At 49.9% G+C, this 20902-nt stretch carries 18 protein-coding genes; 3 read left to right on the top strand and 15 right to left on the bottom strand.

What is annotated here, in order from left to right:
• Positions 1 to 14: 14 nt before the first annotated feature.
• The 5 genes from IEW06_RS06985 to IEW06_RS06965 all read right to left on the bottom strand — a co-directional run bounded on the left by IEW06_RS06985 (position 15) and on the right by IEW06_RS06965 (position 2853).
• Complete coding sequence (locus IEW06_RS06985) at positions 15 to 512, bottom strand: F0F1 ATP synthase subunit B (protein ID WP_187733314.1); 498 nt, start codon at positions 510 to 512, stop codon at positions 15 to 17.
• Between the two features lie 211 nt (positions 513 to 723).
• Positions 724 to 993 (bottom strand): ATP synthase F0 subunit C, encoded by a 270-nt coding sequence (gene atpE / locus IEW06_RS06980; RefSeq protein ID WP_084443863.1) that lies wholly within the window; start codon positions 991 to 993, stop codon positions 724 to 726.
• A gap of 64 nt (positions 994 to 1057) precedes the next feature.
• Positions 1058 to 2128 carry a F0F1 ATP synthase subunit A gene (gene atpB / locus IEW06_RS06975; RefSeq protein WP_188547801.1) on the bottom strand — a complete coding sequence of 357 codons (1071 nt, stop codon included), beginning with the start codon at positions 2126 to 2128 and terminating at the stop codon, positions 1058 to 1060.
• Positions 2129 to 2161: 33 nt separating this feature from the next.
• A complete protein-coding gene (locus IEW06_RS06970; RefSeq protein ID WP_187312101.1) occupies positions 2162 to 2554 on the bottom strand; it encodes a hypothetical protein in 393 nt (130 codons plus the stop codon).
• A 56-nt stretch (positions 2555 to 2610) separates the two neighbouring features.
• Positions 2611 to 2853, bottom strand: a complete 243-nt coding sequence (locus tag IEW06_RS06965; protein WP_187733316.1) for an AtpZ/AtpI family protein — start codon at positions 2851 to 2853, stop codon at positions 2611 to 2613.
• A 219-nt stretch (positions 2854 to 3072) separates the two neighbouring features.
• Here IEW06_RS06965 and porW point away from each other — a divergent pair, with 219 nt between their 5' ends.
• The 3 genes from porW (at position 3073) to uvrC (ending at position 10506) form a co-directional block, all read left to right on the top strand.
• Positions 3073 to 6081, top strand: coding sequence for a type IX secretion system periplasmic lipoprotein PorW/SprE (gene porW / locus IEW06_RS06960; protein ID WP_187733317.1), 3009 nt, complete (start codon positions 3073 to 3075; stop codon positions 6079 to 6081).
• A gap of 96 nt (positions 6082 to 6177) precedes the next feature.
• Positions 6178 to 8511 carry a penicillin-binding protein 1A gene (locus IEW06_RS06955; RefSeq protein WP_187733318.1) on the top strand — a complete coding sequence of 778 codons (2334 nt, stop codon included), beginning with the start codon at positions 6178 to 6180 and terminating at the stop codon, positions 8509 to 8511.
• A gap of 183 nt (positions 8512 to 8694) precedes the next feature.
• Positions 8695 to 10506, top strand: a complete 1812-nt coding sequence (gene uvrC / locus IEW06_RS06950; RefSeq protein ID WP_188547799.1) for an excinuclease ABC subunit UvrC — start codon at positions 8695 to 8697, stop codon at positions 10504 to 10506.
• 101 nt (positions 10507 to 10607) lie between these two features.
• Here the strand turns inward: uvrC and porN are convergent, their stop codons facing one another.
• The 10 genes from porN to lipB all read right to left on the bottom strand — a co-directional run bounded on the left by porN (position 10608) and on the right by lipB (position 20898).
• Positions 10608 to 11498, bottom strand: a complete 891-nt coding sequence (gene porN, locus IEW06_RS06945) for a type IX secretion system ring subunit PorN/GldN (RefSeq protein ID WP_187733319.1) — start codon at positions 11496 to 11498, stop codon at positions 10608 to 10610.
• A 46-nt stretch (positions 11499 to 11544) separates the two neighbouring features.
• Positions 11545 to 13128, bottom strand: a complete 1584-nt coding sequence (gene porM / locus IEW06_RS06940) for a type IX secretion system motor protein PorM/GldM (RefSeq protein ID WP_187733320.1) — start codon at positions 13126 to 13128, stop codon at positions 11545 to 11547.
• 61 nt (positions 13129 to 13189) lie between these two features.
• Positions 13190 to 13996: a type IX secretion system motor protein PorL/GldL gene (gene porL / locus IEW06_RS06935; protein WP_223284744.1), complete on the bottom strand. Its 807-nt coding sequence runs from the start codon at positions 13994 to 13996 to the stop codon at positions 13190 to 13192.
• Between the two features lie 79 nt (positions 13997 to 14075).
• Positions 14076 to 15095 (bottom strand): T9SS ring complex lipoprotein PorK/GldK, encoded by a 1020-nt coding sequence (porK, locus tag IEW06_RS06930; protein ID WP_133274290.1) that lies wholly within the window; start codon positions 15093 to 15095, stop codon positions 14076 to 14078.
• Between the two features lie 225 nt (positions 15096 to 15320).
• On the bottom strand, positions 15321 to 16313 hold the full coding sequence (locus tag IEW06_RS06925; protein WP_187734192.1) for a PorP/SprF family type IX secretion system membrane protein: 993 nt from the start codon (positions 16311 to 16313) through the stop codon (positions 15321 to 15323).
• Positions 16314 to 16453: 140 nt separating this feature from the next.
• Positions 16454 to 17284 (bottom strand): uroporphyrinogen-III synthase, encoded by an 831-nt coding sequence (locus IEW06_RS06920; RefSeq protein ID WP_187312109.1) that lies wholly within the window; start codon positions 17282 to 17284, stop codon positions 16454 to 16456.
• 77 nt (positions 17285 to 17361) lie between these two features.
• Positions 17362 to 18498: a DUF4271 domain-containing protein gene (locus IEW06_RS06915; protein ID WP_188547797.1), complete on the bottom strand. Its 1137-nt coding sequence runs from the start codon at positions 18496 to 18498 to the stop codon at positions 17362 to 17364.
• Positions 18499 to 18562: 64 nt separating this feature from the next.
• On the bottom strand, positions 18563 to 19645 hold the full coding sequence (locus IEW06_RS06910; RefSeq protein ID WP_229743063.1) for an MraY family glycosyltransferase: 1083 nt from the start codon (positions 19643 to 19645) through the stop codon (positions 18563 to 18565).
• 49 nt (positions 19646 to 19694) lie between these two features.
• Complete coding sequence (locus tag IEW06_RS06905) at positions 19695 to 20111, bottom strand: hypothetical protein (RefSeq protein ID WP_187733322.1); 417 nt, start codon at positions 20109 to 20111, stop codon at positions 19695 to 19697.
• 7 nt (positions 20112 to 20118) lie between these two features.
• On the bottom strand, positions 20119 to 20898 hold the full coding sequence (gene lipB, locus IEW06_RS06900) for a lipoyl(octanoyl) transferase LipB (protein ID WP_187733323.1): 780 nt from the start codon (positions 20896 to 20898) through the stop codon (positions 20119 to 20121).
• Positions 20899 to 20902: the final 4 nt, after the last annotated feature.

The raw sequence follows: 20902 nt of genomic DNA, 5'->3' as shown, positions 1-20902 counted from the left end.
AGCTACCCGCTTCTTTAGTTAAGCTTAACGTCCTTCAGGTACGAGTCTACGAGTTGCTGCTGGGAGCTGCTATCGGTTAATTCGCGGCGGAGGATACGCTCAGCAATATCGATAGAGAGCTGAGCAGCCGTGTTCTTTACTTCGGCCAGCGCGGCGTTCTTCTCGTTCTGAATGGCTTCGCGTGCCTGCACAATCATGCGGCCGCCTTCTTCATTCGCTTTGGTTTTGGCTTGCTCGATCAGCTGGTTAGCCATTTGATTTGCTTCCTGCATAATCTTGTCGCGCTCTTGACGCGCCTCAGTCAGCAGTTTTTCGTTGCCGGCTTTCAGCTGCTGCATTTCCAGCTTGGCTTGGTCGGCCATGCGTAGAGCGCTTTCAATGGAATCTTCCCGCTCCTTAAGAGAGGCAAGAATGGGACGCCAGGCAAACTTGGCCAGCAAAAGCAGCACCAAGCCAAAAATCACCAACTGCCAGAAAATCAGGCCTAATTCGGGGGTTACTAAGGGAGGCATAAAGCGGTAGTTAGTATGGGGTAGTCAGTATGTAATTGGTAGTTAGTGCTGCTCGTTGATAAACTGGCAGCACCTCAGATGCAGTGGGTGGATTCTATATTCAGTGCCAACTACCAGCTCCTAAATACTCACTACTAAAAAGCCAAGTCAGCCCGCCGCGCCGTGCGCCGAAGCGACGCGCAGCGGGCTGCCCAGGCGGGTGCCCCTATCTCTAGAGGTTGAAGGAAATCAGCAAGCAGACTACTACTGCGAACAGACCCAGACCTTCGATCAGAGCCGCTACGATCAGCATAGCAGTTTGGATGCGACCTGCAGCTTCGGGCTGACGGCCAATGGCTTCCATGGCGCTACCACCGATGCGGCCGATACCCAGACCAACACCAAGAGCAACCAGACCGGCACCGATACCGGCACCCATTACGGCTAGACCAACCGAATTGGAAACGTCACTGACAGCCTGCAAAAACAGAGAAAGAAGCATAAAACAAAAATTAGAGGGAAGTGAAAAACGAAAAAATCAGGGTGAGTAATGTAAGCTGAATGGCCTAGTGGCCGTGTACTGGAGTAGCAGAGTTATCGCCTCCAATTTGGAGGTCAGCATCGTGGTGGTGCTCCTCTACGGCACCGCCGATATACATGGCAGTGAGTAGGGTGAAAATATATGCCTGCAATATGGCTACTAACAGTTCCAGCATGTTGATAAACAAGCCGAAAGCCAGTGTCACGGGGCTAATCAATACGCTTTGGAAGATGAAAATCAAGCTGATAAAGCTCAGGATCACGATGTGGCCCGCGGTGATGTTGGCAAACAGACGAACCATCAGGGAAAATGGTTTTACCACTACACCAATAAGCTCAACCGGAATCATGATGGGCAGCAACGCCTTCGGCACACCAGGGGTAGCAAAGATGTGGGCCCAGTAATTTTTGTTAGAGCTGAATAAGGTGATAAGTAATGTCAGGACCGCTAAGGTTAGCGTCACGGCGATGTTGCCGGTGAGGTTGGCCGCGCCGGGTAGCAAGCCTAGCAAGTTGCTGAACCAGATAAAGAAGAATACGGTGAGCAAATACGGCATGTAGCGCTCGTACTTAGGACCGATGGCTTTTTTGCCTACTTCATCGCGAATAAAGATGATGATGGGCTCGAAAAAGGACTGAATACCCTTAGGAGCACCGCCCCGGTTTTTCTTGTAGCGGCCGGCTACTGTGAAGAAGATACCCAGCAGCAGGGCTGCGCTCAACATCAGTGAGGCAACGTTCTTAGTTATAGAGAAGTCGTAGACTTTGCCGCCGTCTTCGGCTATGAGGTGCTCGTGCTCCAGCTTCAGGCCATTATAAGTTTTACCTTCAGCAAGCTGCGATGAAGAGAACACGCTCAGACCTTTTCCGGCTTGATACGCAATAATCGGCAGCGGAATAGTGAAGTGAATACCGTGCTCTTTCTCATCGCCCAGAGTAGCGAAATGCCACTCGTGGGCATCGCCAATGTGGTGCAGAATCATCTCGCCGGGGCTGAAGGCTTCCGAGTCGGTGGCTTCTTCAACGGTGGGCGCATGCTCTTGGGCAAAAACGGGAAGCGAAAGAATGCAAAAGAGAGCTATCAGTAAACGCTTCATTCAGAGTAATTTAGGTGGGGGCAGGATATTGGACTAACCCTGTTTTGAAAACGGGCGCAAGTTACTCAGGACGCTCCAGATTTCAAACCCAGCGAAGAGAAAATACAGGATAAAAAAGCCCCCCAGAAATGTCCATAGCCCTGGGCGCTCCTGGGCGCCGCCATTATATAAGAATACAAGCACCAGTCCCACCGACAACAACAGGCGCACTACCATCGAACCGAAGTAGGCACCCATGAAGTTGTCGGGGTTGGCTCTTATAAGCCGGGAAGTGACCCAATAAGTAATAAGCGTCAGGAGAGCAAAGAACCCAAATACGTAAATGGTGAGCGGATGAATGACTGCCGTCCCAAACTGACTGGACAAAGCATAAAAAATGCCCCCCAGAAGTAAGCAGAAGAGAATAAACTGACGCAGAAAAATCATTTGAGTGTAGAGTTATGCCTTATGGGTGATACTTAGCGGTGAGGAATCGGACAAATTTATGAGTCACGAGTAAGGGAGCGAATGACTTGATACATAGCTATAAATACACCGAGCAGCATCAGGACAATGGTATACCAGGGCCGCTCGTTCTGAAAGCGCTCATCGAGCGCCGTGCCAGCCCACGCACTCAGACCAATGATGGCCAGCATCTGGAATCCCAAACCTGAATACTTGGCAAAAGCGCGCAAGCGGTCCGGATTGGAGTTGGTGGGCTTATCAGGGGGCGGGACAGCGGGCATTGCAAATAGCAGGATGGGGGGCAAAAGTATAACTTTTCAACACACAAATACCGGTAGCAATTCCTTAGAATTATGCAGATATGAAAAGCAGGCAGGGAAAAAGCCGTAATTTTACCCGAAGCCCAACGTTGAGAAGAAAATGCCCCCCAGCTTCGCCGAACGAATCGGCTACTTGGGCGCGTTAATTAGCCAACCCACCGCCTTGATCTGCTTTCTATTTTGACTACTACTCCGCTCTTTCGGCTGTTTTCAATTCCGCTGGCTTTGCTGCTGTTGGTAGCGGGCATGGGCGCTTGTTCCTCAGAGCGCAAATCAGTGTTGGGCCGCACGTACCGGAATATTGTGGCACGGGATAATGGCTTTTTTCTCGCCCGCGAGAAGATGCGCACGACGGAGGCCACGCTTTACGCGGCGCGCATCAATGACTACAACCGCTTTCTACCTCTCTTCCCAACCCTGGACGACGCGACTGTCACGAAAATAACGGCTGACCTCGACGACATTATAAAAAAAGCCTCTCTTCCCCTTCAGTACCAACCGGGCAGCGCCTGGTCGGATGACAGCTACCTCGTCATCGGAAAGGCACGCTATTATAAAAAGGAGTACGAGGAGGCAGCCAAGACTTTCCGTTATATCAACGGCAGCAGCGAAGACGCCACAGTGAAGCAGGAAGCCTTGATATGGCTTATGCGTACGTACTTAGCTCAGAAAGAGTACGATAACGCCGCGGCGGTGTCGGATGTGCTGGATAAGGAAGAAGGCCGCGAAAGCACTGCCCGGGAGTTGTTTCTGACCCGCGCGGAGTATCATTTATTGACCGATAATCCGAAGCTGGCTATTGAGAATCTGAACAAGGCCATTCCGTATATCAAGCCCAAAAACGAGCGCTCCCGTACCCGTTATATTCTGGCGCAGCTCTATCAGGCTCAAGGTCAGGATAAGGAGGCGTATGCTGAGCTCAACCAGATTCTGAAACGCAATCCACCTTACGAGCTGGATTTCTATTCCAAGCTGCTGCTAGGGCAGGTATCTGATCTGAATACCGATAGGGCGCGACTGGACAAGTATTTTGCTAAGCTGCTTAAAGACCCCAATAATAAGGAGTACCGCGACAAGGTCCTGTATGAGATGGCCCGGCTCGACTATCGCCAGCAGCGCTACCCGGAAGCGCTGGCGCTCGTGCAGCAGTCGTTGCGTGTGCCTACGCCCAATCGGGTACAAAAGTCTTATACTCATCTGCTGGCAGGTCGCATCTACTACGAAAACCTGCAACGGTATCAGCTAGCGGCGGCCTACTACGATAGCGCAGTGCAGAATTTGCCCCCCACGGCACCTGAGTACGCAGCTACCGCCGAGAGAGCCCAGATTCTACAGGAATTTGCCAAGCAGATCACCATCATCGAAACACAGGACAGCCTACAAGCATTAGCTCGATTAGATACTGCTGCGCTGCGCACGCGGCTTAGTGAATATGCCAAGATAGAAATTGCTTCTCGGCAGCAGCAAGCCGAACGACTGGCCGCCGCTGAGAAAGCGCAGGAAATACGACAGCAGCAAGCACAGGCCTATACTGGCGTCAGCGAAACCCGGGCCGGCAACCCTGATATTGATCCGGTGGCATTTGCCAATACGAGCACTGGCGCCCAGTGGTACTTCGACAATCCGGCGGCGCTTAGCACGGCCCGGTCTGAGTTTATTCGGCGCTGGGGCACCCGACAGCTACAAGACAATTGGCGGGTCAGCAGCCAGGTTAGCGGCACCCTTGCTACGAATCAGAGCGGGAGCGGGCCGGCTTCAAACTCTGGCGCGGCTGGCCCCGGTGCAAACCCTGGAGCTGGTGCTGCCCCCGCTGCGAATGATGCCGCTGCGTTCGAGCGTGGCTTAATTGCTCAATACCGACAAAATATTCCACTTACTGCTCCGCAGCTTCAGGCTTCACAGAAGCAGATGGAAGAGGCCTTATTCACGCTGGGGGGCATTTATAACCAGCAGCTTCGGGAGCCCGCTCGTGCCACCGAAACCTACGAGAAGTTGATAGCAGGCTTCCCTAGCAGCACACATTTGCCCGAAGTATATTACAGCCTGTATTTGATCTACAAAGATCAGAATGACCCAAAGGCCGAAGTATATAGCCAACGGCTGCGTCAGTCTTTTCCCAATTCATCCTACGCCCGCTTGGTGGGCGACCCGGAGTACTTACGTCGCACTTCACAGGCCAATGCGCAGGTAGGCGTCTTGGTAGATTCAGCCTTTGTCCTTTATAAAAAGCAGGAATTTAAAAAGGCAGCGGGCTTGCTGGACCAAGTGAAACGCCAGTACCCGGACAACGCCCTGAACGACCGGGTGGCTTTCCTCAATACACTGCTTACCATCCGAACCCAACCGCCGCTATCAGCGCAGGCAGCGGTACAAAAGTTTTACAAAGACTATCCCAGCAGCCCGTTGGCTCCACAAGCCGCCATTTTGCTCAAGTCATATCAGGACTATAAGGCGGGCAGCATTAGTGGCGCTCTGGCCTCCACAGAAAAGCCCCCCGTATCTGCCTTTCGGCCCGGCGAAATAGACAATCGGCGGCGCGTAGCAATAGCCCCTGATAACCGGCCGGTAGTACCTGTTAATCGGGTGCCGGTGCCGGCGCCGCCAGCTTCCGCTCCAACTTCTGTTTCAGCGGCCAATCCAACTCCTGCCAAGCAGCCAGCCACAACCGTTTCCAAGCCAGCAGAAGTGGGTGGCACAGCCAAACCTACCGCTCCAGCACCAGTTCCGACCAAAGAAGTATCAACTCAACCTACTATGCCAGTGCCGGCAGCGGCACCGGGGGGCAATTCTACGCCTGCCCCCGCTGAGCCAACAGCCACTCCTTACCTGAACAACCCAGCTACGGGGCATGCAGTAGTGCTCATTTTCCCCAAAGGCGCAGCACCTGTTGCTACCCTCCCAACTGACTTTGCCACTTACAATAACCGCTTTTACCGCGCCAACAACTTGCAAGTGCAGCTCACTGCCCTCGGCGATTCCGTGGAATTGGTAGTAGTACAAACATTGCCGGTCCAGAAAGCGGCGCAGAGCTACGCCCTAAAACTGCGCGGGCCGCAGTCGCCACTAAGCCGATTACGGGGCGCGGGTTACCAAATCTTGGTTATCGGTATTGATAATCTCCCACTGCTACTTCAAACCAAGGATTTAGCTGAGTATCAACGCTTCTACGAAAGAGAAATCAAGAATTGAAACTAGCTTGAGTTGGCTTAGTCAACTTATAAAGGCCACCGCGGCACTCAATACCTTTCCTGATTTCGCGTTCCTAGCTTATAATTTCCCTAAAGAATGGCTATTCCTGCCACTAAAACCAAAGTTCAGCCACGTAAGCCCCAACGGTCAGGGCGCTTTACGGGCATCACGCGCACGCTATGGATGCTGTTTAGCTTCGGGCTGATTGGCTTCGTCGTATATGTGTTGGCCGTGAGCGTCAACTTTATGAACCTGTTTGGGCGCATGCCCAACCTCAAAACGCTGGAAAACCCCAAGAGTGAGTTGGCCTCGGAGATCTACTCGGCCGATGGAGTGCTAATGGGTAAATATTTCCGCGAAAACCGCACGCCGGTAGGCTACGAGGAGCTGCCTCAAAACCTGATCGACGGCCTGATTGCCACTGAAGACGTCCGCTTCGAGAGCCACTCGGGCATTGACCTGAAAGGCCTGTTTGCCGTTCCGTATTATTATGTATCGGGGCGCATTCGGCGGGGTTCCAGTACACTTACGCAGCAGGTTGCTAAGGTGCTGTTCCGTACCCGCGCCGACCTCAACGACGGCACTCTTAGCCATGTGCCAGGCCTGCGTATGCTCATTATCAAGACCAAAGAATGGATAATGGCCATTCGGCTGGAGCGCAACTATACCAAGCGCGAAATAATGACGATGTACTTGAATATAAATGAGTACGGATCGAATGCATTTGGTATTAACGTAGCAGCCAAAACCTTCTTTAATAAACAGCCCAAAAATCTCACGCTGGAGGAGTCAGCCCTACTGGTAGGAGTGCTTAACGCGCCCTCTTACTTCAGTCCGGTAGAGCACCCGGAACGGGCAAAAACCCGGCGTAACTGGGTATTGAGTCAGATGCGTAAGTACGGCTACATTGATCAGGCATCATATGAAGCGGCGGCGGCTAAGCCTATCGCGCTAACCTACAATGTAGAAAATGCCAACAAGGGCATTGCCCCCTATTTCCGTCGGGAGGTAAGCAAAGCGCTTCTACAATGGAGCCGCGAAACCGACCATGACCTCTACGCCGATGGCCTGAAGATCTATACCACCATTGACTCGCGGATGCAGAAATATGCGGAATCAGCGGTAGCTGAGCATATGAAGCAGCAGCAAAAGCTATTTGCGCAGCATTGGAAGGGTCAGCAGCCGTGGCGCGATGAAACAGGCCGCCTGATTCCCAACTTTCTGCAAACAGCCATCAAGCGCACGGAGCGCTACAAGTCTCTCAATACCCGCTTTGAAGGCAACAAGGACTCTATCAACTACTATCTAAACAAGAAGTACAAGATGATGGTGTTCAGCTGGCAGGGGGAGAAGGAAATGACCATGTCGCCCATAGACTCCTTGGCGTACTACAAGCGCTATCTGCAGGCTGGCTTTATGGCGATGAACCCACTAAATGGGCAGATAAAAGCGTGGGTAGGCGGCACCAACTTTAAGTATTTTAAATACGACCACGTAAAGCAAGGCACAAGGCAACCTGGCTCTACGTTCAAGCCTTTTGTGTACACGGCAGCCATCGACCAGGGGTATTCTCCGTGCTATCAGGTGCAGGATTTAGCGGTTACATTCCCCGCCGAAGCTGGCCGGCCGGCCTACACGCCCCGCAACTTTGAAGGAGGCTACTCAGGTCGCACGTTCACTATCCGGCAGGCCATGGCCCGCTCAATGAACTCAATTACGGCCTTCCTGGTGCAGAAGCTAGGCCCCGAAACCGTTGTTGCCTACGCCAAGCGGTTGGGTATCACCTCCCCTATCGAAGCCGTGCCAGCCGTCGGCTTCGGCTCCAGCGACGTAAGCATCTATGAGTTGTGTGGCGCTTACGGTACCTTCGTTAACAAAGGAGTGTGGACTTCGCCTATGATGGTGACGCGGATTGAAGATAAAAACGGCAACGTATTGCGCGAATTTGTCCCCCAGACCCGTGAGGCCCTGAGTGAAGAAACTGCTTACCTAATGACGCACATGCTGCAAGCCTCTACCACGGAGCGCGGCGGTACATCTACCATTCTCAAAACGGGTTTTAAGTTTCCGTATGAGATGGGGGGCAAAACTGGTACTACTTCTAATTACTCTGATGCCTGGTTTATGGGTATCACGCCTGATCTGGTTTGTGGCATGTGGGTAGGTGGCGAGGATCGTAGCATTCACTTCCGTAATGGCTCCAATGGCCAGGGCGCTCGGGCGGCGCTTCCTATTTACGGCTTGTTTATGCGCAAAGTATACGGCGATAAGAGCCTGGATGTAAGCAAGGCGCCCTTCCCAAAACCTGCGCAACCGTTGAGCATTGAGATAGATTGCAGCCGTTATTACGGTGGCCAGCGCGATACTATTCCAGTAGATCAGAAGCTTAACCAGACTGATCTTGATATTCTTAATGGACAGGAGATTTAAGAAAGGCTATTACTTAGCTAATAGACTTTTAATAGAATAATAAATCGTGGCTGGTATGCCTTACCAGCCACGATTTTGTTTTTATGCCTTCTTTGTGGGTTTAGGAAATTCCTCTGTACACCTTCGCGTTCTTTATTTGCGTACCTCTATCAGGACCTTCATTCTGCGCCTAATTACCATCATATGGCCGCTAAAGCCCATTTACAAGAACAAATCCGTCAGCTACCCCATCGTCCGGGTGTATACAAATACTTTGATGATGAAGGCATTATCTACGTTGGCAAGGCTGTAGACCTGCGTAAGCGCGTAAGCAGCTACTTTACCAAGCAGGACCACAATAAGAAAACCCAACAACTGGTCAAGAATATCAAGCGCATCGAATTCACGTTAGTAGACAGTGAATCCGACGCCTTTTTGCTTGAGAACAATCTTATCAAACAGCACCAGCCGAAGTATAACATCCTGCTCAAAGATGGCAAGACGTATCCTTACTTATGCCTGACCAACGAGCGGTTTCCACGCCTCATCCCGACGCGTAAGAAGATCAACGATGGCTCGCGCTATTACGGCCCATACGCCAACTTAACGGCTATGAACGTCATCCTGGAGCTTATTCGGGCCTTGTATCCGTTGCGTACCTGTACGTACAATCTCACTCCCGAAAACGTAGCGGCCGGCAAGTTTAAGGTTTGCTTGGAGTATCACCTGGGCAACTGCAAAGGCCCCTGCGAAAACTTGCAGGACGAGGAAACCTATAATCAATACATTCAGCAGATCCGCAGCATGTTGAGTGGTAATCTTACCGTTCCCAAGGCTTATTTCCGGGAGCGCATGATGGCCGCCGCCCAGGAGCAACAATACGAACTGGCGCACACTCTCAAGAAAAAGCTGGACCGCCTCGACGACTTTCAAGCAAAATCGACGGTCGTTAATGCTTCACTTTCGAATATCGACGTCTTCTCGATTGCGTCCAACGAGAAGAGTTCGTTTATCAACTATCTAAAGGTGATGAATGGCTCTATCATCCTGACGCAGTCGCTGGAAGTGCAGAAGAAGCTCGATGAGACTGACGAGGAAATTTTGCCCCCCCTGATCATGCAGATGCGGGAAGAGTTTGAGAGTGAATCGAAGGAGATCCTCACCAACGTTGCCTTACCTCCTTTGCCATTGCCGGGTGTCGTTGTTTCCACCCCACAAATCGGTGACAAGCGTAAGCTTCTCGAGTTGAGTATTAAGAATGTGCTTTATCTGCGCAAGGAAAAAGAGAGTATGAATGACCGCTCCAAGGACCTAAACGAGGTTCGTATTATGGAGACGATAAAGAAGGATTTGCGCCTGACAGAGCTTCCAAAGCATATAGAGTGCTTCGACAACTCCAACTTTCAGGGAGACAACCCCGTGGCAGCCATGGTCTGCTTCCGTAATGCCAAGCCAAGCAAGAAAGACTACCGTCATTACCACATCAAAACCGTTATTGGTCCCAACGACTTCGACTCTATGTACGAAGTTGTGACTCGCCGCTACCGCCGGCTCGTGGATGAGGGCGCTTCCTTACCTCAGCTAGTTATCGTAGATGGTGGCAAAGGGCAGCTTAGCATGGCTGTGAAAGCCCTGAAAGATCTTAATCTCTGGGGCCAGATCCCAGTAATAGGTATCGCCAAGCGCCTAGAGGAAATCTATGTTCCGAATGACCCTCTTCCGCTTTACATCGACAAGAAGAGTGAGTCGTTACGCCTGTTTCAGCGCATGCGCGATGAGGTGCACCGCTTCGGTATTACTTTCCACCGTAACCGTCGGGATGCGGCAACGCTTAAAACGGAATTAACGGATGTGAAAGGTCTTGGCCCCGCGACGGCCGAGAAGCTGCTTAGCAAGTTTAAATCAGTCAAGAAAATCCGTGAGCTGAGCGAAGCTGAGTTAGTCGCTGAAATAGGCAAAGCGAAAGCGCGTGTCTTACTCGCATATTTCGAGCAGCAAGAGCAAGCAGCTGATTAGATCGCTTGATACTTTCTTAGAGCAAAGCATGCACAGAACCAGCTAACAATAAAAAGCCCCCCAGCAACATAGCTGGGGGGCTTTTTATTGTTAGATAAAGCTTAGAAGCTCCACAAGTTATATTCGTACTCAATCAAATCAGCGGCGGCTTGTTGCGAGGCAAGGATACCTTGCTGTTGGCTACCATAGATTTCATCTAGGCGAGAATCGCTTGGGTTAGAAACCTGAACGATATACGAGTTGAACAACCATAGCTCAAACGCATCTGCCAGGTTTTTGTGTTGAGCGTCGTTTTGCGGATTGAACCAGATAGCCTTATCAGGGTTGTTCCGGAACATCTTCACTAGATCACTATACTTGAACGTACCGATCTCCTTTTCAATGCCCGAGGTGTTTGAGCTAAGAGTAGATGGTACTAGTAGAGTGATGGTTTTGATGTCATGATACATCCGCGACCGCTTCTTGTCGAAGATCATATCTTCCTTCAACTCCATTTGATACAAATCCTTGTAACGATACTCGTAGCTAGCAGGCGCACCAGCTGTAGCGGGAGCACTTGATCCAGCAGCTGGTTTAGCAGCAGGAGCACCCCAACCGTCGTCATTTGCACCAGCATCTGCTTCAGTGAAACCGGCTGCCTTTTCTTCGTCGCTTAGCTCATTAGCTGACTCAGCAAACGACATATTTGCCGTTACTTCAGCTGGAGTATATGTGCTGGTCAGCGAATCGTTACGGTAAGCCTGAATTTCACCGCGCTTTACTGCTTCAAGGATAACCTTACTGATTTCCTTGCCTTCAGAAAACATCGGCTTGTTTTGCTTTTCACGCAAATCAACAGCCCGGGTTATCGTCTTACTGAACATGATGTCCGAGTTCGGGATAGGCCGGTGCGAGCCATTGCTGCTCGCAGTAGTGGATTGCTCCTGGGCCGAAGCTGTCAATGACAGTGTAAGGCCGGCGGTCAGAGCAGCGAATGAAAGGAATTTATTCATACCGTGATAAGCAATTAAAAGCGACGGTTAGTTCAGGAAAGAGTAACTAGACGAGCGGGATGTTGAATTGCTTCGACACCTTCACTTCTTCCTGCTGATTTTGAAAGTTCAAACGGCGAACTTCCTTTACTTCGATGTAAAGACGGTCGCCTTCACGAGCCGAGTTTACAACATCATTCAGATTAGCATCCGGACCATTGATGGTACGAGCAGGCATCGCTGGACGCTTACCGCGGACCAAGGTGATCTCGTACTGCGTTACCCGATAGCGAGCATCCTCGGGCAGGAAAGTCTGGAAACCAGCATCCGGAATGGCCTTCAGGCTCATGTTGCGCACTGCAGTGATAGGCGTACCTTGCTTCTCATTGGCCTCACGACCACCTACAATACACTTGATGTCAGGCTTTGGAATCGGGCGTACCTCAAAGGTCTGTGAACCGATAGCGTTACCGTTGCTGCTTACATTCAGAGTTACCTGCTTAGCATTTGGCACCAGTGTGATATCACCGGTTTTAGAGCCAGGAATTGCCTGTGCACCTGAAGCTGAGAAGCTAGGCTTATACTGAGCACCCAAAGCAGGCACCTGTACATTAAGCTTGTTACCGCATTTGAAGTACAAAGCTTGTACTGAAGCAGATTGAATCTGCATTACAGGCTTGGTTACGGTATAAGAAACAGGAACTTTGAAAGTGGTGTCGCGGCCATTCTGCTTGAAACGCACCGTGCCAATCCACTGCTTCTTTGCGTTACCAGCAGCATCAAATCCGCCAGGAGTAGCAGTGAATTCAACTTTACCCTTTCCGTCTGAACCTACTGGAATGGGAGTGCCATTCATGGTCATGGTGGGGCGCAACGTGCTAGCAGAAGCAGTCAGAAACAACTCAGCTCTGTACTTGGTACCAGCAGCTACTGTATTCGACTCCGCACTAGCAAATGCACCAACTTTATCAAAAACGATAGTCTGGGCACCAACTTTTGCTCCTAAAGCGCTCAATGCATCGGCTTCCAGCTTCAACACTTCCGTTTCTTTTTGGGATAGCACTGCCAAAGCAGCTACCAACGGCGTATTTTCGAAGTTTAGCTCAGCGAAGTTCTTATTCTTTTGCTCTGGATCGATAACCATTGGATCCTCTTTCGCATCAAGGGCCAGCGGTGCAGCGTTAGGAACATACTGCTTGATATAAGCTGAGTACTTATTCAACTCATCCTTCATTGGATAAGCAGCGCCGTTACGGTTGCCACCTAGCATGGTGATGGCTACCTTGTCTTCGGCACTCATGTTCTTATACTCGTTCTTGCCTTTTGTATTGTCCGTAGACGTTACAAGCTTATCGCGAACGTCGCGCAGGTACGCCACCATTTTGGCCGTCTGCTGGCGTACTTCTTCGCTTTGCTTGAGCACAGCTAGGTCACGCGCTTGGTTCTGGTTTTTTTGAACAGTTGCAGCAATGCCTTTTACTGTATTGGCATTAGCGGTGGACGTCTTTTCATTGACACCCAGCAAGCTATCATCCAGAAATTTAAACTTCAGCAAAATTGCTGAGTTGACTTGTAGGGCCAGAAGAGCAGTCAGTACCAAGTACATCATGCCTATCATCTTCTGCCGTGGAGTCTCTTTTGCTCCCGCCATTTTATTTTGCTAATCTATAACTATGTGGACAGAACCCTTATTGGCTATCGTAGTATTAATACTAGCTGGTAGCACGCATCGCGTTCAGCATGTTGCCATAGACGCGGTTGAGGGAATGGAGATTAGTGGTTAGGCTGGTCACCTCTTGCTTGAACTGCTCGGTTTCCTTACCAGCTTCGGTGAGGTTCTCCATGGCCTGGCTCAATGTGCCATAGAACTTGTTCATAGACTTGAGGTGCGTATTAGCATCCTGAAGCTCCATTTCATAGACTGCATTCAGAGCGCCCAAGTTCTTGGTTACGTTCTGCACTTGCAGGTGGTACTCTTTTGCATCAGAAGTAGCATCCGACATAGCAGCCATAGCTTCGGCTGTATTTGCATAAGAAGCAGTGATGCGCTCAAGCGACTGAGTAGCAGTACGGACTTTCGTGGTGTACTCCTCTGTCACATTTGTAGCCTCGCCTAATGAAGACAATTGCTGTGTAGTGTTGCTCAAACGGTTCAAGCCTTCGCCTAATGAAGATATAGCCGCAGGAGTTACGTTAGCATCCTTCAACATATCGTCCAACTTGCGAGTCAGACCTGTGCTGTTGTTATTGGTAGAGAAGCTAGGATCACCAGTAGAAGGGTCGTAGCCTTCAGCCAACTGGGGATATACGAGGCCCCAATCAGGCTCTTTAGAGGTAGGTTGGAAAGCACTAAGAAAGAAAATCAAGGCTTCTGTACCCAGACCAACCATCAGCATTACATCAGCACCTTTCCAGTGCAGAATTTTAAACAATGCTCCAATGATTACGACCGCTGCCCCGATGCCATAAATCTTGGGCATGACCACATCAAAGAAGAAATTACCGCCTTTTGCTGCCATTTTAAATAAGAATTGAAAAAAGTTGGTTGGAAAGGATGAAGAATGTATGAAAATGTAAAATGAGATAGCGCTTACTGCTCTAGTTCAACTGGCGGTTAGTTCCCATACCAATCTGAATCATGGCAGTGCGGAATCCGATGTAGGAACGAGCTGAATCCTGGTACTCAAAGTTGCGCGTTCCTGTCTCAAGGAAGTAAGCAATGTCTTTCCATGAACCGCCACGTACTACTTTGCGAGGTTCGTTATCATCAGGGTTAGTTGGGTTCATATCCCAAACTACCGGCACAGAAGCTTCCATGTAGGCGTCGTCACACCATTCAGCTACGTTGCCCGACATATCATACAAACCGAAGTCGTTGGGGAAGAAGCTTCCAACAGCTGAAGTGTAAGCGTAACCATCACTGGCATAGTCGCCACGTCCTGGTTTAAAGTTGGCAAGCATACAGCCCTTTGAGTTACGCAGATAAGGGCCACCCCAAGGATACGTAGCTAAATCGCGGCCGCCACGTGCAGCGTATTCCCATTCAGCTTCTGAAGGCAAGCGGAAGTTAGGAGTTGGAGCCGAGCCTGCTTCCTCATTAGCTGCATTCTTATGCTTAGTGCGCCAGTTGCAGAAGTACTTCGCTGCGAACCAGTCTACACCCACTACTGGATAATCATCGAAAGCCGGATGGGTATAATAATACTCCATAAGCGGATCACCCATATGATAAGTGAAGTCACGTACCCACACAGTTGTATCTGGGTAAAGCTCCGTCATCACATACTCCTCACCCAGCACGTCGATCGAATCCTGCCGAATGGCATTCATGAATTGGCGATACTCGTTATTAGTGATTTCGGTCTCATCCATGTAAAAGCCGGCTATTGTCACCTGCTTATTCATGTTGACCATAGAAGCTGATATATCCTGATCCGTCTGACCCATATGGAAAGTACCACCGGGGCAAGGAACCATACCGAAGGGAACTTCCTGCGGATTAAAATCTGGACGGTCCTCCGCTCCAACCAGGTCGCCCTGCGGTCCTTTGCCAAAACCACAGCCTCCCATTAAAAGCGCCGAAAAAGCGACAAGAGGCAATTTGAGAAACTTATTCATGTGAAGTTTAAAAAGACTATTGGGCGGCGATACCAAAAGATTACAATTTTACAATTGGCAAACTTAACAACTGCTGTGACTATTAGCAAGGTTCGTGCCCGAGCTGAAGGCAACATTTAAATAGCTAATAAAGCTCCTATTCATATCATAAAAATAGCGCCAGAATGGCCAACTATTATAAAAAGCTGCTTTGTCACCTTAAATACAAATAAAATTTATAAGCAGTTAGAAACTATAACGCGGGGTACGGATTGCAGGGCGGGTGGCAGGGCCCATTTTAGGTAAGCGATATGAAAGCATTATTTCGTGTGAACTAAATGCCCTTGCATCTTGATTAAATGCAACTAGGTCAAACGCATAACCAACGCGAAATGAGTTGCTTTCTGCAAAACTCATGCCTAGTTGACCAGTGAAAGATTCTCCATAACGATACCCTACACCCGCCCAGTATTTTTCCTGCAAAGTTGCCCGTGCACCTACTTCAAAAGAGTTATTATCGAAAGTAAATTTATCATCATCACCAAACTCCCCTGGCAAAACCAACTTGCCAATGACCATGGGCGTTACAACAACGGAAGAACTAACCTCAATATTGTAACCCGCTGTTAAGTAAGCGTGATTCTCTCCAATATAAGATGCAGTTCGTTGGCTGCTTTCTGTCTGGAATTGGTAGCGAGACCTCAACAAGTTGTTTACGCTTAGGCCTACATAAAATTTTGGAGCCTCATACCATACCCCTGCACCCGCGTCAATCTTACTGTCCGAGCTTTCAAAAGGCACACTCGGATCGTCAGCATCATTTGCCCGGTATGTGCCCTTGCCTAAGTTATTAAATATCCCCTGAGCTCCGATACCCAATAGACCGTCTCCAATCTTAAAGTGCTTCGAGTAAGACAGGGCTGCGGTCGTAACGCTGGCTTCTCCTATGGTGTTGCGATAAATATTTACTCCTACACCACCGCCTAAAACACGAACAGGCGTAGAAGCAGATAACAAAAACGTCCGGTCGTTTCCGCCCGGATCGAAGGTTCCGCCATAATTAAAGTACTGCTCCCGTACTATAGTTAATACTTCCCCCTGGCCTTTAATGCCTGCGTAGGCAGGGTTCAGAAACATGCCATTAAACCCGTAATGACTGAATTGTGGCTGCTGTTGGGCAACGATGGTGCCAGTGGCTGCTAAAAGCATAACCATAGCACCTAGTATAGATCTCTTCATATAGGCACCCAATTTTAGCACAGATTTTAAGTAGGACATAATACCCTACGTAACTGATTCCAAATCTATGGAAAAAAGTCTGCGCATCAAATGAGCTAACTATAGGGTTTAGCTCGTGAAAATGCCTCTGCTATATGAGTTTAAGCGTTTTGCTTATCGGCCTTATTCTTCTCTTTACCTGCGTCAGGTCCATAATGATAACGGATATATTGCTCGATAGCACCTGTCATAGAAGGAGCATTGGGGTGTGGAGCCTCAATATCCAACTCTAAGCCAGCATCGATTACGGCCTTGGCTGTAGTGGGGCCAAAGGCAGCGATGCGGGTGCCATTTTGCTCAAAGTCAGGGAAGTTGACAAATAGCGAGCTGATGCCGGAAGGACTAAAGAAGGCAATACAATCGTATTTTACGTCCGTCAGATCCGAAAGGTCGCTGGCCACAGTGCGATAAATCACAGCCTCTGTAAACTTGAAGTTGTTAGCCCTCATAAATTCCGGCAGATCATCCTTTCGGATATCAGAGCAGGGGTATAAGAACTTCTCGCTTTTATGCTTTTTGATAACATCAAACAGATCAGCCGCAGTACGTTGACCCACAAAAAGCTTACGCTTGCGCAGTACAATATACTTCTGCAGGTAATTAGCAGTTTGCTCCGAAATGCAGAAATACTTCATTTCAGCAGGCATTTCCAGCTTTGCTTCTTGGCAGATACGAAAGAAATGATCTACTGCGTTACGGCTCGTAAAGATGACTGCCGTATACTCTGCAATGTTGATCTTATCCTTGCGAAAATCCTTATAAGAGACTGGCTCTACCTGAATAAATTCCCGGAAATCGACCTTGATGCCATACTTATCAGCGATTGCGAAGTAGGGCGATACGTCGCCTGTTGGTTTCGGCTGGGTGACAAGTATGCTGGAGATACGCTTGGCGTGTCGGCCCGTCCCCGGTTTGTCTTTGCTCTCGGCCATAGAGGGTGGGTGAGTGGGTAGTTTTGGAGCGATAAGAAGAGTGCAAAACGTGGCACTGTGGCCCACGTTTAATTATATCAGTACGTAAAAACGATCAACTTAAGTAATATGGTAAGGGGTATTACTTCGGTGGCGCAAAGGTACGAAAACAAATGCAAATTCAGGAGGGATGTTCGACTATGCAGGGTGCGCGTAACCCGTAGCATTGTCCCGACCAACATCAAGGAAACCACCCCGTTGGATATCCACAGTACTGTTTCGGGCAGGGTTTGATTAAGGGCCAGATAAAAGAGCATTACAACGGGTAGAAACAAGCCCATAAACAGAATGGTGCGCACAAACTCCCGATACTGCACTATCACTAGTGGGGTGACATCGAAGATGTAGCCCATCAACTCTAAGAACAAGTATTTCCCCAGCACAAACGAAGCTATCAGACCTGCATAGAGCAGGACCCGAGCGACAATAGCCGACTCAGGTACATCGAACAGGCGCCGAAGAATTACGATGCTCTGAATATTGGTGTGGATGGCAACCAGCAACAAGGCAAAGGAAAGAGAGAACACAAATACCAGCAGCAGATTCAGCCACGTGATAGTAGGCTTAGTCAGAAATGCCTCATCGCTATTCGATTTGCCAAGCAGCCTGTCAAACTGGTAGATGCGGGCGAATCCGGGCTGATACGCAGCCTTGATACCGCCGTACAATAACCCAATCAGCAATAAGAAGCATAGAAATACATTTTGGCCTTGGTGGCCTCGTACTCGAAGCTGAGCCTGATAAGGTGCTGCATCTACCTTGCCCTTCGCGATTACCGGCAGAACAGGGGCGTTGGTGAAGGAAGAAAAGTCGGGAGAAACGGTAGGATGCCAGATACACAGCAGATGCATGCCAGCGGGGGTGCCGGGGGGCAAAAGTTTCTCTAAGTCAAGGGAATAGGAGGCTGGCGTAGCGGCAGTGAATACCAACCTGTTATCTAAAAAAATACTTAAGTCTTTACGTGCAGTGAAGGTGATGGGCAGTTTTTGACCTGGCCGGATACTTACCCATTGATGGTATGCCTTCGCTGGCGCATGATAATCCGGGAGATAAAGAATCAGCTGATTGCGGGGGGCGTCATAGATAAGCCAATCGGAAGAGAGGCCAGTGCGGGGTGCGGGTGGCAACGGCTTATACTCGGCTGCAGCAGCACTCAGAGATAATAGTAGTAGCACCAGCTGCAGAAATGCCCCCCAGCTGCCACTTCTACCTCCGTATGTACTTCTGTCTATCACTGGTTTAGGAAGCTACTCGCTGTTGCGCCGTGCGGCTACGATATACGCCCAGAAACACGCTTAATAGCACTGAGAAGGCTATCAATGCGACAATAAGAATTGTATTGCCCAGCTCAGCGAAGTTGATCACGAATAAGATAACCACCAGATTCAATAAACCCAACAACATCACCGTACTGATTTGCTGGAAACCCATAGCCAGAATGCGATGGTGCACATGGTTCTTATCAGGCGAGAATGGCGACCGACCAGCCATCATTCGGATCAGGAAAACCCGAAGCGTATCAAAGAGGGGCACGAACAGGATTCCGACGGCCACTGATGGGGCTGAGGCCCCGAATGGCTGACCCAGTTGGGCACCCATCTCAATAAACTGGATTGTGAGAATAGAGACGATGAAGCCGCATACCAGCGAACCAGTATCGCCCATAAAAATGGTAGCCCGGTGAAAGTTGTAGCGGAGGAAGCCCAAAATGCCCCCCAGCACGCACACCGACACATACACATAATTGCCAAATTCAGAGCCGCCGTACCGGTAGAAAAAGTAACCAAACGTTGTGACGATGATGCTGACAATGGTACCGGCCAAGCCATCCAGTCCGTCTATAAGATTAATGGCATTGGTAATACCCACTATAACTAAAAAAGTGAATGCATAGCTGATACCGATCGGCAACTCATGAATGCCCAAAATTCCCTGAAAGCTAGTAATGCGCACATCGGCCATTACCATCACGATGCCGGTAGCGAGAAGTTGGCCCACAAACTTTTTGGTGACCGAGATACTCACTAAGTCGTCTTTTAGCCCCACGAAAAACAAGACGATACAGCCGGCCAGCAACTGTTGGACGCCATTGTTGAGGTCGGCAAAGATGGTGAGAGCCGACATAAACCCCGCAAATACCGCTACACCTCCCAAGCGTGGCGTGAGCGACTCATGCACGGTACGCACGTTGGGCGTATCAAGCATATTCTTGAGGTGGGCAATGTAGATGATAGAAGGCACCGCAAACAGCGCCACTAAGAAGGACCACAAAAACGACAACCCTAGCGTAATACCAATGGCATTCATCACGTATCGGCTCAAAGATGAAGCAAACAACAGGATACGCTCCTGTTCGTCTGCGCGTAAACTTTTACCCGTGCAACACGCCTTCGCGGCCGAGCAGAGCAATAGGAATCAGGTTGGCTGGCACAATAGAATCGGGCACAAAGATGAACTTCTTATCGAAGATCTGCGGGCCACGGTAGTAGCTAACCCAGTACTGATTATTAAGGTGAAATAAGTCAGGATCAATAGGTTCGACAGGTACAGAGCTACGAGGCTCTATTTCCGCGAATACATGCCGCAGGGTTGAAGTCCGCACCTTTTCACCGTCCTCCAGCGTGCCGTAACCATTGGAGCTAATGATGACGTTGCTCAATGGATAGTCATTATGATTGAGCAGATACACTTGCCAACCAGGCTTGCCTTCCTCCGTAGAGGCTTCGTCGTCGGGAACAATAGCTATGGAAACGCCTTCAACAGGATCAAAAATAATATCTTCTTTCATGCGCTAATCAAACAAGTAGCTCAGCCTCCAGTAAAGCGGCCAGGTGAGGAAGCAAACGGTTTTCTACCTCGCTGATCGGCACTGCGTAGCCGAGTTCCTGCTGTAAAGAGGTAACAGCTTTGTCAGTGATGCCGCAGGGCACAATATGGCCGAAATACGTGAGGTCGGTATTTACGTTAAGCGCGAAGCCGTGCATAGTTACCCAACGGCTGCACTTCACCCCCATTGCGCAGATTTTGCGCGGCTGGGGGGCATTTTCTTCGTAGTCGAGCCACACTCCCGTTAGGCCTGCAATGCGGCCGGCGGTTAGCCCATAGTCAGCCAGCGTACGGATAATGGCCTCTTCCAATACGCGTAGGTAACGGTGAATATCGGTAAAGAAATTATCGAGGTCGAGAATCGGATAGCCTACCAGTTGGCCGGGGCCATGATAGGTGATATCGCCGCCCCGATTAATGAGATGGAAGGTTGCCCCATGCATGGCCAGCTCCGACTCGCTCAACAACAGGTTTTCTACTTTACCGCTTTTACCCAGCGTGTACACGTGAGGGTGCTGGCAGAGCAGCAGGTAGTTGGGAGTAGGCGCGGGGGGCAAATTTGCTTCCGCGGCCTGCCGGTTCTGCGTTTTGATGGCTACCGTAGCCGCCAGCAATTGTTCCTGATAATCCCAGGCAGAGGCATACTCAGTCAGCCCAAGCCGTTCTACGATAACGCGCCGATTTTGCCCCCCAGCAGGTGCCGCAGGGAAAAGTTCAGCCGTCGTTGCCGCAATAGGATTCGTATTCATCAGT

The sequence above is a fragment of the Hymenobacter qilianensis genome (assembly GCF_014638675.1).
GTDB lineage: Bacteria > Bacteroidota > Bacteroidia > Cytophagales > Hymenobacteraceae > Hymenobacter > Hymenobacter qilianensis.
This window is presented reverse-complemented; position numbering and strand designations above follow the sequence as displayed.

What these genes read in the sequence shown, in the direction of transcription:
- porM (WP_187733320.1), bottom strand. Translation starts at nt 13,128, where the DNA reads ATGGCGGGAGCAAAAGAGACTCCACGGCAGAAGATGATAGGCATGATG.
- IEW06_RS06965 (WP_187733316.1), bottom strand. Translation starts at nt 2,853, where the DNA reads ATGCCCGCTGTCCCGCCCCCTGATAAGCCCACCAACTCCAATCCGGAC.
- porK (WP_133274290.1), bottom strand. Translation starts at nt 15,095, where the DNA reads ATGAATAAGTTTCTCAAATTGCCTCTTGTCGCTTTTTCGGCGCTTTTA.
- porL (WP_223284744.1), bottom strand. Translation starts at nt 13,996, where the DNA reads ATGGCAGCAAAAGGCGGTAATTTCTTCTTTGATGTGGTCATGCCCAAG.
- atpB (WP_188547801.1), bottom strand. Translation starts at nt 2,128, where the DNA reads ATGAAGCGTTTACTGATAGCTCTCTTTTGCATTCTTTCGCTTCCCGTT.
- IEW06_RS06955 (WP_187733318.1), top strand. Translation starts at nt 6,178, where the DNA reads ATGGCTATTCCTGCCACTAAAACCAAAGTTCAGCCACGTAAGCCCCAA.
- uvrC (WP_188547799.1), top strand. Translation starts at nt 8,695, where the DNA reads ATGGCCGCTAAAGCCCATTTACAAGAACAAATCCGTCAGCTACCCCAT.
- lipB (WP_187733323.1), bottom strand. Translation starts at nt 20,898, where the DNA reads ATGAATACGAATCCTATTGCGGCAACGACGGCTGAACTTTTCCCTGCG.
- IEW06_RS06920 (WP_187312109.1), bottom strand. Translation starts at nt 17,284, where the DNA reads ATGGCCGAGAGCAAAGACAAACCGGGGACGGGCCGACACGCCAAGCGT.
- IEW06_RS06970 (WP_187312101.1), bottom strand. Translation starts at nt 2,554, where the DNA reads ATGATTTTTCTGCGTCAGTTTATTCTCTTCTGCTTACTTCTGGGGGGC.
- IEW06_RS06905 (WP_187733322.1), bottom strand. Translation starts at nt 20,111, where the DNA reads ATGAAAGAAGATATTATTTTTGATCCTGTTGAAGGCGTTTCCATAGCT.
- IEW06_RS06985 (WP_187733314.1), bottom strand. Translation starts at nt 512, where the DNA reads ATGCCTCCCTTAGTAACCCCCGAATTAGGCCTGATTTTCTGGCAGTTG.
- porN (WP_187733319.1), bottom strand. Translation starts at nt 11,498, where the DNA reads ATGAATAAATTCCTTTCATTCGCTGCTCTGACCGCCGGCCTTACACTG.
- atpE (WP_084443863.1), bottom strand. Translation starts at nt 993, where the DNA reads ATGCTTCTTTCTCTGTTTTTGCAGGCTGTCAGTGACGTTTCCAATTCG.
- IEW06_RS06925 (WP_187734192.1), bottom strand. Translation starts at nt 16,313, where the DNA reads ATGAAGAGATCTATACTAGGTGCTATGGTTATGCTTTTAGCAGCCACT.